This is a genomic window from Leifsonia sp. GW821-FHT13C09 (assembly GCF_058806435.1).
In genome coordinates this window covers 156,242-169,788 of sequence record NZ_JBXAPS010000005.1, presented here as the reverse complement: position 1 = coordinate 169,788, position 13,547 = coordinate 156,242, and the positions used below count along the sequence as shown (strand labels likewise).

The following is a 13,547-nucleotide window of genomic DNA, read 5'->3' as shown; positions in this document are numbered from 1 at the left end:
GTGGAGAGAATCCGCCGACGAAGGAGTCGCCCCGCAATGACCAGCACCCTCCCCGAACCCCGCCCGAACGACGTCGTCATCCTGTCGGCCGCGCGCACGCCGCTCGGCAAAGTGACCGGCGCGCTCGCCAGCCAGACCGCGGTGCAGCTCGGCACCGTCGCGCTGCGGAAGGCGATCGAGCAGTCCGGACTCCAGGCGTCCGACATCGACACCGTGATCTTCGGGCAGGTGCTCCAGGCCGGCGCGGGCCAGAACCCGGCCCGGCAGACGGCCATCGGAGCCGGCATCGGCTGGAACGTGCCGGCGACGACCATCAACAAGGTGTGCCTGTCCGGGCTCGCAGCCGTGATCGACGCCGCGCGGCTCATCCGAGCCGGCGAGGCGACGGTGGTCGCGGCGGGAGGCCAGGAGTCCATGACGAACGCGCCGCACATCCTGCCCGGCTCGCGGAAAGGCTGGACCTACGGCTCGCTCGAAGCGCTCGACACGGCCGCCTACGACGGGCTGACGGATGCGTTCGACAAGATCTCGATGGGCGCCTCGACGGAGAGCTACACGGAGAAGCTCGGACTCACGCGGGAGGCGCAAGACGCGTTCGCGGCGTCATCTCACCAGCGCGCGGGCGCTGCGGCGGCCTCCGGGGTGTTCGCGGACGAGATCGCGCCGGTCAGCATCCCGCAGCGGAAAGGCGACCCGGTGGTCGTCTCGGCCGATGAGGGCGTGCGGCCGGACTCGACGGTGGAGGTGCTGGCCAAGCTGCGGCCGAGCTTCGCCGAGGGCGGGACGCTCACGGCCGGCAACTCGTCGCCGCTGAGCGACGGAGCGGCGGCGCTCATCCTCACGTCGCGGGAGAACGCGGAGCGGCTGGGGCTGGAGTGGCTCGCGGTCGTCGGGGCCAGCGGACAGGTGGCCGGCCCGGACAACTCGCTGCACTCGCAGCCGTCGAACGCGATCAACGCGGCGCTGAAGCGGGCCGGGTGGAGCGTCGACGACCTCGACCTGGTGGAGATCAACGAGGCGTTCGCGGCGGTGGCGTTGCAGTCGACGGCCGACCTGGACCTGGACGCGGAGAAGGTCAACATCCACGGCGGCGCGATCGCACTCGGGCATCCCATCGGGGCGTCCGGGGCGCGGCTGGCGGGGCACGCGGCGCATGAGCTGGCGCGGCGCGGGTCCGGGCGGGCGGCGGTGGCGCTGTGCGGCGGCGGTGGGCAGGGGGATGCGCTGCTGCTGTGGCGGTGACAACGGAGGAGATCCGGGCGCGCGCGGCCGGATAAAGCAGTTAACGGAGGAGATTCCGCCCTGGGTGCGGGTCTCCTCCGCTTTTTGCGCACTGGGGTCCGGTCGGTAACGGAGGAGATACGGGGCCGCGGGAGGCCGAAAAGCAGTCAATGGAGGAGGTCTGGGCCCGGGAAGGGTGGATCTCCTCCGTTGGCTGCGAGAGGTGGGGTGCGGGGGTTAGGGGAGGTGGCGCTCGGCGGGGCCGGTGTAGAGGGAGAGGGGGCGGATGAGGGAGTTGGCGGCGTACTGCTCGAAGATGTGGGCGGTCCAGCCGGTGACGCGGGCCGCGGCGAACAGCGGGGTGAAGGTCTCGGTGTCGAAGCCCATCAGGTTGTAGGCCGGGCCGGACGGGTAGTCCAGGTTCGGCTTGATGTTCTTGCGGTCGCCCATCGCTTTCTCGAGCGCGTCGTAGAGGTCGAGCATGTCCTGGCGGTCGTAGTGCTCGACCAGCTCCACCAGGGAGGCCCGCATGGTCGGGACGCGCGAGTCGCCGTTCTTGTAGACGCGGTGACCGAAGCCCATGATCTTGCGCTTCTGGGCGAGAGCGTCGTCCAGCCACGCCTCGGCGCGGTCCGCGCTGCCGATCTCGTCGAACGTGTGCATGACGGCCTCGTTCGCGCCGCCGTGCAGCGGGCCCTTGAGCGCGCCGATCGCGCCGGTGACGGCAGAGTAGACGTCCGACAGCGTGGAGGCGATCACGCGTGCGGTGAACGTGGAGGCGTTGAAGGAGTGCTCGGCATAGAGCACCAGCGAGACGCGGAAGGCGTGCACGACCACATCATCCGGGACCTCGCCGAACGTCAGCCAGAGGAAGTTCTCGGCGTAGTCGAGGTCGTCCCGCGACTCCACGGGGTCGAGGCCGCGGCGCCGGCGCTGGATGTAGGCGACGATCGTCGGGAGCTGGGCGAAGAGATACACGGCACGGCTGAGGTTGAGCTCGGGGTCGAGGATGCCGTTCGGCTGCTCCAGCGTCGGGTCCATCCCGCCGAGCTGGCTCACCGCGGTGCGCAGGGCGTCCATCGGGTGCGCGGAGGCGGGGATGTCGTCCAGCGCGCTGCGGGTGCGGTCGTCCATCCGGCGCAGGCCGCGCTCCAGCTTGCGGAACTCGGCCAGCTCCTCCGCGGTCGGCAGCTCACCGTGCCACAGCAGCCAGGCGACCTCCTCGAACGAGCACTTCGCCGCCAGCTCCTGCACCGGGTAGCCGCGGTACAGCAGCGAGTTGGTCTGCGGGTTGACGGACGAGATAGTCGTGGTGTCCACCACGACACCGGCGAGGCCCTTGTGGATCTCGGGGTCGGTCATGTGTGCTGCTCCTTCGCTGCTGTGCTGGTCGTGAATCGTGCTGGACGCGGCGTGAGCAGTGCTCAGCGGCGCACCTCGAAGTTGTAGACCGAAGTGTCGAACGCGTTGTAACCCTCGTAGTCAATCAGGTCGTACAGCTCGGCGCGATGCTGCATCGAACCGAGCAGCGGCTCCAGGGTGCCCTCCGCGAGGAGCTGGTCGAGCCCGCGCTCGGCGGCCCCCATCGCCAGGCGCAGCAGGGAGACCGGCCAGATGACGATGTTGACGCCGATGTCGCGGAGCTGGTCGACCGTGAACAGGTCGCTCTTGCCGAACTCTGTCATGTTGGCGAGGATCGGCACGTCCACGGCCCGGCGGACAGCCTCGAACTCGGAGAGGTCGGCCATCGCCTCCGGGAAGATCGCGTCGGCGCCCGCGTCGACCAGCGCCTTGGCGCGGTCGATCGCGGAGGCCAGCCCCTCCACGGCGCGGATATCCGTGCGGGCCATGATGAGCAGGTTGGGGTCGCGACGGGCGTCGGCGGCGGCGCGGATGCGCTTGAGCGCGGTGTCCTCGTCCACGACCTGCTTGCCGTCGAGGTGGCCGCAGCGCTTGGGGTTGACCTGATCCTCGATGTGGAGGCCGGCGACGCCGGCGTCCTCCAGGGTCTGCACGGTGCGCGCGACGTTCATCGGCTCCCCGAAACCGGTGTCGGCGTCGACCAGGGTCGGGAGGTCGGTCATCCGCGAAATCTGGGCGGAGCGGCCGGCCACCTCCGTCAGCGTCGTGAGGCCGATGTCGGGGAGGCCGAGCTCGGCAGAGAGCACCGCGCCCGAGATGTAGACGCCCTCGAAGTCTTTGCGCTCGATGAGGCGCGCGCTCAGCGGATTGAAGGCGCCCGGCATCCTGACGAGCTCGCCGGAGGCCAGCCGCTTCCGGAAGGCGACGCGCTTCTCGTGCACAGGAATGGAGGAGTACAGCATCAGAACAGTCCTCTCGGCGCGGGGATTCCGGCCAGCAGGCCGGGACGCGCGGTGATGGTGAGGCCGCCGAGCTCGGCGGCGGACAGCTCGGGGAGACGCTCGGCGAGCACTAGGAAGCGCTCGATCTCGGCCTCCTCCAGCACCTCGGCCGCCAGGGTGCGGAACTTGGCGACGTAGTCGGCGCGGGCGAACGGCCGGGCGCCGAGCGGGTGGGCGTCCGCGACGGCGATCTCGTCCTCGATCACGCGGCCGTCGGCGAGCGTGATGACCACGCGGCCGCCGAACGCCTTCTCGGCCGGGTCGATCGAGTGGTAGCGGCGGGTCCACTCCGGGTCCTCGGTCGTGGTGACCTTGCCCCAGAGCGCGACGGTGTCGGGGCGGGCGGCGCGGGTCGGGAGGTAGGACTCCACGTGGTGCCAGCCGCCGTCCTGCAGCGCGACCGTGAAGATGTACGGGATGCTGTGGTCCAGCGTCTCGCGGGAGGCGGTCGGGTCGTACTTCTGCGGGTCGTTCGCACCCGAGCCGATGACGAAGTGGGTGTGGTGCGAAGTGTGGATGACGATGCTCTCCACGCGCTCGGGGTCGGCGACCTCCGGGTGCTCCTTGTGCAGCTTGCGGGCGAGGTCGATCCAGGCCTGCGCCTGGTACTCGGCGGAGTGCTCCTTGGTATAGGAGTCGAGGATGGCGCGCTTGCGCTCCCCCGCCTCCGGCAGCGGCACGTCGTAGGAGGCCTTCGGACCGTCGAGCAGCCAGGCGATCACGCCGTCCTCGCCCTCGTAGATCGGGGTGGGGCTGGTCTCGCCGCGCAGGGCACGGTCGATCGCCTCGACCGCCATCTTGCCGGCGAAGGCCGGAGCGTGCGCCTTCCAGCTGGAGATCTCGCCCTTGCGGGACTGGCGGGTGGCCGTGGTGGTGTGGAGGGCCTGGCCGATGGCCTGGAAGATCGTCTCCGGCGGCAGGTGCAGCAACGTGCCGATGCCCGCGGCAGCCGACGGGCCGAGGTGCGCGACGTGGTCGATCTTGTGGGCGTGCAGGCTGATCGCCTTGGCGAGGTCGATCTGGATCTCGTAACCGGTCGCGATGCCGCGCACCAGGTCGCGCCCGGTCAGCCCGTAGGCGCGGGCGGCGTGCTGGGCGACGGCGGTGATCGGGGGGATGTTGTCGCCGGGGTGCGAATACTCCGCGGCGAGGAAGGTGTCGTGGTAGTCCAGTTCGCGCACGGCGACGCCGTTGGCCCAGGCTGCCCACTCCGGGCTCACGCGTACCTGCTGGGATTCGCCGAAGACCGTTGCGCCGTCCTGCGGGTGCTCGGTGGCGGAGGTGAGCTCCTCGAGCTGCGCCGTCGGCAGCGGGTGCGCCAGCGCCTGCGACCGCGCCGAGACGACCGGCTTGCGGGTGAGGGAGGCCGCGGCGACGGCGGCGTTGTCGATGACGCGGTTGATGACCATGTCGGCGACCTCGGAGTCGACCTCCACCGGGTCGGCGGCGACCTCGGCGATCTTCCAGGCGAGCTGGTCCTGACGGGCGAGGTTCTCGTCGCTTCTGTGCACACGAACGTTGTGGAGCTTCACGTTACGAACCTACCTCGCCTACGCTCCTGCTATGGTCCCGCCGCCGTCCCTGCTCGCTTTCGCGCTCGCGTCGATCGCGCTCATCGTGATCCCCGGTCCGAGCGTGCTGTTCGTGATCGGGCGGTCACTGGCCCTCGGGAGGTTGGGCGGCCTCCTGAGCGTGCTGGGCAACGCGCTGGGGATGCTGCCGCTCGTGGTCGCGGTCTCGCTCGGGATCGGGGCGCTCGTCGCGCAGTCGGTGGTCGCCTTCACTGTGGTGAAGTTCGCGGGTGCGGCGTACCTGATGTACCTCGGGGTGCAGGCGATCCGGCACCGCAGGCATACCGCGGTCACCCACGAGGCCACACCGCCGCGGCGATCGCACTGGCGGATCGTCGGCGAGGGGATGCTGGTCGGGCTGACCAACCCGAAGTCGCTGGTGTTCTTCGTCGCGGTGCTGCCGCAGTTCGTCGACTACGGGGCGGGCGGGATCCCGGCGCAGCTGTTCGAACTCGGCGTGATCTTCCTGCTGCTCGCGCTCACCTTCGACAGCGTGTGGGCGCTCGCCGCGGGGACCGCCCGAGCGTGGTTCGGGCGGTCACCGAAGCGGGTCGAACGACTCGGCGCGACCGGGGGCGTGCTGATGATCGGGCTGGGCGGGATCCTCGCCCTGACCGGGAACAAGCACTGACCGGGAACAAGCACTGAGCCGGGCGCGCTCGGCCTAGATGTCGCCTGCGGTCGCGATCGGGACGACGACGGCGCGCCCCAGCGCGTGGAAGTGCGCGTTGAAGCCGAGGATGGCCGGCGTCGACTCCGGGTCGAGGTCGAGGCGATCGACATCGAGCGCGTGCACGACGATGTAGTAGTGGTGCGTGCCCGTCCCGGGAGGCGGCCCCGCGCCGGTGAAACTCTTGGAACCCAGCTCGTTGGAGAGCATGGCGGCGCCCCGCGGGAGGTTGGCGCCGCCGATCGCACCCGCACCGGACGGCAAGGAGGTCACCGACGCCGGGATGTTGTAGACGGCCCAGTGCCAGAAGCCCGAGCCCGTCGGGGCGTCCGGGTCGTGGATCGTGACGGCGAAGCTCTTCGTCTCGGCCGGGAACCCGCTCCAGGACAGCTGCGGCGAGACGTCGCCGCCTCCCCCGCCCGCGCCCCACTGCGCGCGGTCCAGCGGACGGTCGTCGGCGACATCGTCGCTCGTGACGGTGAACTGAGGTACGGCGCCGAAGCGCTCCAGCGGATCTTTCGACATAGCGCTCACGCTACGCCCGCTGCGTCGTCTCCGTGACGGTCGCGGGGACGGGACGGCGGCGGAAGCGGCGCGGGAGGCCGACGATCCCCCAGCCGGTGACACGCAGCATGGCCTCGGCGACGATGTTGCCGCTCATCTTGGAGACGCCGTGCTCGCGCTCCACGAAGGTGATCGGCACCTCCACGACGCTGAGGCCGGCGTCGTATGCGCGGCGCAGCATGTCGATCTGGAAGCAGTAGCCCTGGCTCTCGACGTTCTCGAAATGGATGCGGCGCAGCGCGTCGGCGGTGAACGCGCGGTAGCCGCCGGTCACGTCCTTCGCGGGCACGCCCAGCCAGAACCGGGAGTACGTGCTGCCGCCCTTGGAGAGGAACCGGCGCCGCGCAGGCCAGTTGACCACGCCGCCGCCCGGGACCCAGCGCGAGCCCAGCACCAGGTCGGCGCCCTCCGCGGCGTCGCCCTGGGGCAGCTGGCGCAGCGCGGCGAGCAGCGAGGGCAGCTCCTCCGGGCGGTGCGAGCCGTCCGCGTCCATCTCCACGACCGCGTCGTACCCGGCGTCGAGCGCCCAGGCCATCCCGGCCCGGTAGGCGGCTCCGAGGCCCTCCTTGCCCGCGCGGTGCAGCACCTTGACGTTGGCGTCGGTCGCGGCGAGCGCGTCCGCGATCTCGCCCGTGCCGTCCGGTGAACCGTCGTCGACCACGAGCACGTCGACCTCCGGCGCCGAAGCGCGGATACGGCCGACCACGGGCCCGATGTTCTCCCGCTCGTTGTAGGTGGGCAGGATGACGATGGTTCGCATACAACCACTCTGGTCCATTCCGCTGAACGGATGGCTAACGAATCTGTCTGTTCTCGCAGTCGCCGCTGCTAGCATCCCCCGGTGCCCGTCCCGAAAGTGCTCCTCTACTACGCCTTCGCCCCGCTGCCCGACCCTCACGCGGTGCGGCTCTGGCAGCGCGACCTCTGCGAGGCGCTGGGGCTGCGCGGGCGCATCCTGCTGTCGAAGGACGGCATCAACGGGACGCTGGGCGGTGAGCTCGGGGCGCTCAAGCGCTACCTGCGCAAGACGAAGGAGTACGCCGCGTTCCACGACCTCGACGTGAAGTGGAGCGCAGGGTCGGGACTCGACGAGTCGGGCGGCAGCCTGGACTTCCCCAGACTGTCGGTGCGCGTGCGCGACGAGATCGTCTCGTTCGGGGCTCCTTCCGAGCTCCGGGTGGACGACTCGGGGGTCGTCGGCGGAGGCGAGCGGCTCGACCCTGACGGGCTGCACGCGCTCCTGGAGTCACGCGACGACGTGGTGTTCTTCGACGGGCGCAACCGGTTCGAGGCGGAGATCGGACGGTTCCGCGGCGCGGTGGTGCCCGAGGTGGCGACGACCCGCGAGTTCGTCGCCGAGCTCGACAGCGGGCGGTACGACCACCTCAAGGACAAGCCGGTCGTGACGTACTGCACCGGCGGCATCCGCTGCGAGGTGCTGTCGGGACTGATGCGGTCGCGCGGTTTCGGCGAGGTCTACCAGCTCGACGGCGGCGTCGTCCGCTACGGCGAGCGCTTCGGCGACGACGGCCTCTGGGAGGGCTCGCTGTACGTGTTCGACGGACGCGGATCTGTGCGGTTCTCCGACCACACCGCGGTCGTCGGGCGCTGCGCAGGATGCGGGGCGGCGACCGACCTGATGCGGAACTGCAGCGACCTGTCGTGCCGGGAGCAACTGGTGGTGTGCGAGGAGTGCGACGTGGTGGAGTGCGCCGCGCACGCTGCGTGAGGCGGCGGCAGTACCGGTAGTCCTCCACAGGCTGCGGGATCGGCGCCTTCTCCACCGATTCGCGGGAACCATTGCTGGCCGTTTCGCGTTGCGGCCAAGATGAACTTCATGGATCCGGTCATCACCATCGTCTGGATCGTGTCCTTCGTCGTGGTGACGGTCACGGTCACGGGCCTCTCGCGGCGCGTCAACTGGTCGGCGCCCGTCGTGCTCGTGGTCGTGGGCGCGATCGCGTCCTTCATCCCCGGGGTGCCCCACGTGGCGCTGGAACCGGAGCTCGTGCTCTACGGGCTGTTGCCTCCGCTGCTGTTCGCGGCGGCCATCCAGACCTCGATCGTCGACGTCCGCGCCAGGCGCGACGGCATCCTGCTGCTGTCGGTGGGGCTGGTGGTGTTCACGGTGGTCGTCGTCGGCTTCACCACGTGGTTGGTGGTGCCCGCGATCACGGTAGCGGCGGCCTTCGCGTTCGGGGCGGTGGTGGCCCCGACGGACACGGTGGCGGTGACGGCGATCGCGGGGCGCGTGCACCTCCCGCGGCGACTCGTCACGGTGCTGGAGGGCGAGAGCCTGCTCAACGACGCGACCGCTCTTGTGGCGCTCAACGCGAGCATCGCCGCGATCGTCAGCGTCGTCAATCCGTGGGCCATCGCCGGTGACTTCGTGATCGCGGTCGTGGTCGGAGTCGGGATGGGGCTGCTGGTGGGGTGGGTTCTCTCGCTCATCCGCAAGCAGCTGCGCTCCCCCGTGCTGGACACCTCGATCGGGTTGATCACGCCGTACCTGGCGTTCATCCCGTCGCAGTTCCTGCACGGATCGGGCATCCTGTCGGTCGTCGTGGCGGGCCTCTACCTCGGCTACCGCTCCCCCACGATCCAGACGGCGGAGGCCCGCATCGCAGAGACCATCAACTGGCGGACGATCGAGTTCCTGCTGGAGAACGCGGTCTTCCTCTTCATCGGGCTGGAGCTGTCGAGCATCCTGAACTCGGCGTTCCGCTCGGGGATCACGGTGGCGCAGACGGTGTGGATCAGCATCGCGGTGCTGGTGGCGCTGTTCCTGGCGCGTTTTCTCTGGATGGTCGGCACGACCTCCTTCTACCGCTACGGGCCGCAGCGATTGCGGGAGCGCGGGTGGACCTGGCCGACCGGCATCGCGGTGTCGTTCGCCGGGATCCGCGGGGTGGTGACGCTGGCGGCGGTGTTCCTGCTGCCGCCGTCGACGCCGCACCGGGAGTTCCTGCAGTTCCTGGCGTTCGTCGTGGTGGTCGCGACGCTGCTGGAGGGGCTCGCCCTGCCCTGGGTCATCCGCCGGCTGAAGCTGCCGCCTCCGGACTTCGCCCAGGAGGCCGGTGAGATGGAACGGCTGCTCGCGGAGGCGCAGGCGGCGGGGCTGGAGCACCTGGAGTCGCAGGTGACCGGCCGGGAGGACGAACGGGTGATCGAGCGGCTGCGGGTCAACGCGGTGTTCCTCTCGGAAGCGCTGGAGAATCCGGCGCCCGACGCGGAGGTCGCGGCTCCGCTGGAGTACCGGAAGCTGCGGCGTTCGATGATCGTGGCGGAGCGGCAGGCGGTCCTCGAAGCGCGGGCGGAAGGGCGGTATCAGGAGCCGGCGGTGCGCTCGGTGCTCGCGTTCCTGGACGCGGAGGAGTCGGCGCTGAAGGCAGGAGGAGCGGAAGGCAAGAAGCTGATGTGAGCGGCCCCTCCGCGTCGCGAGCGCACCCGGGGGCGGCGGGCCCACAGCCGGGCTCGCTGCGACGACAGGGCGAGGACCACCAGGATGTCGAGCGGGAGGCCGAGGATGTTGGTGCGGAGGGTGACCTGCTCGCCGCCGTTGAAGAAGTCCACCGCGGCGAGGACGATCAGCAGCGCACTGTACGACATGGCGACGATGCGAGCCCAGTTGCTCCCGGTGAACACGAGCAGGGCGATCGCGAAGTAGAACACCAGACCGGCCGCGAAGAGCCCCATCGCGAGGCCGAAGACCAGATCGGCGCTCTGCTGCTCCGAGGCCGTGAGGGCCTTGCCGGTCGTCGACACGAGTTCGGACCGGATGAACAGCGGCCACGCCAGGACCGTGAGCACCACGGTCAGCACGCCCGCCAGCACGCGGAGCAGCATGAGCAGGAAGCCGAGCGTGGTCGGCACCGGCCGGCGTTCGGCGCGGGCGAGCCTCCGCTGGTCCGCGTCCGCGGCGACCGCGACCGCGCGCGGCTCCACCAGCACCTCCGACAGGTCGACGACGGGGAGGTCGCCGTCGGTCTCGATGGCGTCACCACCCCCGTTGCGCGCGTGGTAGCCGGACGAGAAGTCGCGGATCACCGCGACCTCCACGCCGACGTCCGCGCCGACGAGCGTCGAGACGATGTGGTCGCGCTCGATGTCGGTGTTCGCGTCGATCTTGTGCGTGATCTGGAGTGTGAACAACGAGAAGCCCACCGAGCGGTCGAAGGTCCCGGCCGCCAGCCACTCGACGCGGTGGCCGCCCGGCAGCAGCCAGCCCTCCGGGCACCGCCAGAACCGGACGTGGTGGCGTTTCGCCGGGTTGCCCTTGACCTCCTGCTGGTACGCGACGTCCTGCTGATGCCCGAACAGGAAGAGCGGGCTCACCGGCGCTTCGTCGTAGCTGCGGCGCAGCAGCGTGGAGGTGATGATCCGGCGGCTGGAGGCGGCGGTCACGTCGTCGGCGCGGGTCCAACCGGCCGCGGTCATGGCCTCGTCGAGCTGCGCCTCCGATCCGAGCAGCGCCAGGTTGATCGGGTCGCCGAGGAGGCCGTCGCTGGTGCGGGCGCGGCCGATGAAGTAGTCCGGCACATAGATCTGGGTGAGGATGCGATGCAGGCGCGGCAGCACCAGGTAGGCGAGGACGACCCAGAAGACGACGAAGAAGAGGAGCAGGAACCAACCCCACGAGAAGCTCTCGGTGACGATGAGCCACGCCAGCCAGACGGCCGCGGCGCCCCCGAACACGAAGAAGACGTTGTCGACGACGGCGTTGACGGACACCCGCCGGCCGGTCGCGGAGAGCGTCTTGGCCGGACCGGCTGCGACAGTGGACGGCGAATCGGACGGCCCTCCACCGCCGTCCGCGAGCTGGGCTCGCGGCGGCCCCTCCGGCTCAGCGGCGCCCGCCATGCGCTCATCCTAGAGCGCGCCGGGCGCGGGTCGTAGGGTGGCGTCATGACCTCCATCACCGAACGCGGCGCCGAGCTGCGTCGCCTCCACGACGCCCCCGAACTGCTGCAGGTCGTCAACGTCTGGGACGCGATCAGCGCGAAGGCCGTCGCCGCCCTCCCGGAGACCCGCGCGCTGGCGACGGCCAGCCACTCGATCGCGGCGACGCTCGGCTACGAGGACGGCGAGAACATCCCGCCCGACCTGATGCTCGACATGATCGGGCGCATCGTCGCGACCACCGACCTGCCGGTGAGCGCCGACCTCGAAGCCGGCTACGGGCACCCGGGCGAGACGATCCGCCGGGCGATCGGCGTCGGCGCGGTCGGGGCGAACCTGGAGGATCGGGTGCGTCCGTTCGAGGAGGCCGTCGCGAACGTACGCGCGGCCGTCGCGGCGGCCGACGCCGAGGGCGTGCCCTTCGCCCTCAACGCGCGCACGGACGTGTGGCTCCGGAACGCCTACCCGACGGCGGCGGAGAAGACGGAGGAGGCGGTCCGTCGCGGGCGCGCGTTCCTGGAGGAGGGCGCGACGTGCGTGTTCGTGCCCGGCCGGCTGGACGAGGAGACGGTGACGCAGCTCGTCGCCGGGCTCGGCGTGCGGAAGCTCAGCGTCATCGCGGTCCCGGGGTCGCTGCCGCCGGCACGGCTCCACGAGCTGGGGGTCGCTCGCGTCTCGTACGGGCCGTGGACGCAGCGCGTGGCGCTCGCCGCGCTGCAGCGGACGGCGGCGGAGCTGTACGCGGGCGGCCAGCTGCAGGAGGGTGTGCCGATCCTGAACTAGCCCCGCCTCCCGCCCGCCGCCACGACCGAAGGACAAGCATGAACGACTTCCGCGCCATCGTCATCGAGCAGGAGAAGGAGGGCTCCCGCATCCTCGCGCACACCGCCGAGGTGCGGCGGCTGACCGACGCCTTCCTCCTGCCGGGGGACGTGACCATCGCCGTCGAGTTCTCCGACCTCAACTACAAGGACGGCCTCGCGATCGCGGGCAAGCCGGGGGTCGCGCGGGTGTCGCCGCTCATCCCGGGCATCGACCTGGTGGGCGTCGTGGAGTCCTCCGACGATCCGCGCTGGCGTCCTGGCGAGCGGGTCGTGCTCAACGGCGACGGGATCGGCGAGAGCCACCACGGCGGGCTTGCCGAGCGCGCACGGGTGCGCGGGGACGCGCTGGTCCGGGTGCCGGACGCGCTGAGCTCCGAGCAGGCCGCGGCGATCGGGACCGCGGGGTTCACGGCGATGCTGGCCGTCCTCGCCCTGGAGCGCAACGGGGTCGAGCCGGAGGCGGTGCGTGCCGCGGGATCGAGCGTGCTCGTCACCGGGGCCGCGGGCGGCGTGGGGTCGGTCGCGATCGCCCTGCTGGCGAAACTCGGTTACCCGGTTACGGCCTCCACCGGGCGGCCGGAGGAGCTGGAGGGGTACCTGACCGATCTCGGTGCGAGCGCGATCATCGACCGCGCCGAGCTGTCCGAGGAGGGCCGCCCGCTCCAGAGCCAACGCTGGGCCGCGGCGGTGGACTCCGTCGGCAGCCACACGCTCGCGAACGTGCTCGCGCAGACCCGCTACGGCGGGACCGTCGCGGCGTGCGGGCTCGCGCAGGGGCCAGACCTGCCTGCGACCGTCATGCCGTTCATCCTGCGGGGGGTGACCCTGGTCGGGATCAACTCGGTGGAGGCGCCGGCGGCCCTCCGCGAGACGGCCTGGCGGCGGCTGGCGACCGACCTGGACGAGGAGGCGCTCGCTGCGATGACCCGGTTCATCCCACTCGCGGAGGCGATCCCGGCGGCGGACGACCTCCTGGCGGGGCGGCTGCGCGGGCGAACGGTGGTGGACGTTCGGGCCTGACCTGCGCCGCTGCCGTTAGGCTGACCGCATGATCGTCCTCGCGACCGTCGTCGTCACGCTGGCTGCTGCGCTCCACGTCGGGATCTTCTTCATGGAGAGCGTCGGCTGGGTGCGGCCGGCCGTGTGGAAGCGGTTCGGCGTCGCCGACCAGGCCGCGGCGGACACGACACGGCCGATGGCGTACAACCAGGGGTTCTACAACCTCTTCCTCGCGATCGGGGCGGTGCTCGGGCTGATCCTGTTCGGCGTGGGCGCGCACGCGGCGGGGCTGGCACTCATCTACTTCACGATGGCGAGCATGCTCGCGGCGTCCGTCGTGCTCGTGACGACCGGCCGCGGGTATCTGCGTCCGGCGCTCATCCAGGGCACCCTGCCGTTGATCGGCATCGTGCTCATGCTGTTCTCGTAGACCGGC

General features: G+C 70.8%; 13 protein-coding genes. 7 read left to right on the top strand and 6 right to left on the bottom strand.

The window, feature by feature from the left end; all coding sequences use genetic code 11:
- Positions 1–36: 36 nt before the first annotated feature.
- Positions 37–1,242, top strand: coding sequence for an acetyl-CoA C-acetyltransferase (locus AC1ROW_RS16620; protein WP_493020002.1), 1,206 nt, complete (start codon positions 37–39; stop codon positions 1,240–1,242).
- Positions 1,243–1,458: 216 nt separating this feature from the next.
- On the opposite strand, the gene AC1ROW_RS16615 is transcribed toward AC1ROW_RS16620, so the two are convergent.
- The 3 genes from AC1ROW_RS16615 to AC1ROW_RS16605 all read right to left on the bottom strand — a co-directional run bounded on the left by AC1ROW_RS16615 (position 1,459) and on the right by AC1ROW_RS16605 (position 5,116).
- Positions 1,459–2,583, bottom strand: coding sequence for a bifunctional 2-methylcitrate synthase/citrate synthase (locus AC1ROW_RS16615; RefSeq protein ID WP_493020001.1), 1,125 nt, complete (start codon positions 2,581–2,583; stop codon positions 1,459–1,461).
- Between the two features lie 62 nt (positions 2,584–2,645).
- Positions 2,646–3,545, bottom strand: coding sequence for a methylisocitrate lyase (prpB, locus tag AC1ROW_RS16610; RefSeq protein ID WP_493020000.1), 900 nt, complete (start codon positions 3,543–3,545; stop codon positions 2,646–2,648).
- Positions 3,545–5,116 carry an MmgE/PrpD family protein gene (locus AC1ROW_RS16605; protein ID WP_493019999.1) on the bottom strand — a complete coding sequence of 524 codons (1,572 nt, stop codon included), beginning with the start codon at positions 5,114–5,116 and terminating at the stop codon, positions 3,545–3,547. Before AC1ROW_RS16605 ends, prpB begins: the two co-directional genes overlap by 1 nt.
- Before the next feature lie 31 nt (positions 5,117–5,147).
- Between AC1ROW_RS16605 and AC1ROW_RS16600 the strand changes: the two genes are divergently transcribed.
- Positions 5,148–5,786 carry a LysE family translocator gene (locus AC1ROW_RS16600; RefSeq protein ID WP_493019998.1) on the top strand — a complete coding sequence of 213 codons (639 nt, stop codon included), beginning with the start codon at positions 5,148–5,150 and terminating at the stop codon, positions 5,784–5,786.
- A 33-nt stretch (positions 5,787–5,819) separates the two neighbouring features.
- Here the strand turns inward: AC1ROW_RS16600 and AC1ROW_RS16595 are convergent, their stop codons facing one another.
- Complete coding sequence (locus tag AC1ROW_RS16595) at positions 5,820–6,350, bottom strand: YbhB/YbcL family Raf kinase inhibitor-like protein (RefSeq protein WP_493019997.1); 531 nt, start codon at positions 6,348–6,350, stop codon at positions 5,820–5,822.
- 10 nt (positions 6,351–6,360) lie between these two features.
- Positions 6,361–7,149: a polyprenol monophosphomannose synthase gene (locus AC1ROW_RS16590; protein ID WP_493019996.1), complete on the bottom strand. Its 789-nt coding sequence runs from the start codon at positions 7,147–7,149 to the stop codon at positions 6,361–6,363.
- Positions 7,150–7,230: 81 nt separating this feature from the next.
- On the opposite strand from AC1ROW_RS16590, the gene trhO reads away from it, so the two are divergent.
- Both trhO and AC1ROW_RS16580 read left to right on the top strand, forming a co-directional pair.
- Entirely contained in the window at positions 7,231–8,118 is an 888-nt protein-coding gene (gene trhO, locus AC1ROW_RS16585; RefSeq protein ID WP_493019995.1) for an oxygen-dependent tRNA uridine(34) hydroxylase TrhO, read from the top strand.
- A gap of 108 nt (positions 8,119–8,226) precedes the next feature.
- Positions 8,227–9,810: a Na+/H+ antiporter gene (locus AC1ROW_RS16580; RefSeq protein ID WP_493019994.1), complete on the top strand. Its 1,584-nt coding sequence runs from the start codon at positions 8,227–8,229 to the stop codon at positions 9,808–9,810.
- Here AC1ROW_RS16580 and AC1ROW_RS16575 read toward each other — a convergent pair.
- On the bottom strand, positions 9,717–11,249 hold the full coding sequence (locus AC1ROW_RS16575; RefSeq protein ID WP_493019993.1) for an LssY C-terminal domain-containing protein: 1,533 nt from the start codon (positions 11,247–11,249) through the stop codon (positions 9,717–9,719). The genes AC1ROW_RS16580 and AC1ROW_RS16575 overlap by 94 nt on opposite strands.
- 45 nt (positions 11,250–11,294) lie before the next feature.
- On the opposite strand from AC1ROW_RS16575, the gene AC1ROW_RS16570 reads away from it, so the two are divergent.
- The 3 genes from AC1ROW_RS16570 to AC1ROW_RS16560 are packed head-to-tail and all read left to right on the top strand — an operon-like array spanning position 11,295 to position 13,541.
- Positions 11,295–12,071 carry an isocitrate lyase/PEP mutase family protein gene (locus AC1ROW_RS16570; RefSeq protein WP_493019992.1) on the top strand — a complete coding sequence of 259 codons (777 nt, stop codon included), beginning with the start codon at positions 11,295–11,297 and terminating at the stop codon, positions 12,069–12,071.
- Positions 12,072–12,109: 38 nt separating this feature from the next.
- Positions 12,110–13,132 carry an acrylyl-CoA reductase (NADPH) gene (acuI, locus tag AC1ROW_RS16565; protein ID WP_493019991.1) on the top strand — a complete coding sequence of 341 codons (1,023 nt, stop codon included), beginning with the start codon at positions 12,110–12,112 and terminating at the stop codon, positions 13,130–13,132.
- Positions 13,133–13,160: 28 nt separating this feature from the next.
- Positions 13,161–13,541 (top strand): DUF1304 domain-containing protein, encoded by a 381-nt coding sequence (locus AC1ROW_RS16560; protein ID WP_493019990.1) that lies wholly within the window; start codon positions 13,161–13,163, stop codon positions 13,539–13,541.
- The last annotated feature ends 6 nt before the right edge of the window (positions 13,542–13,547 follow it).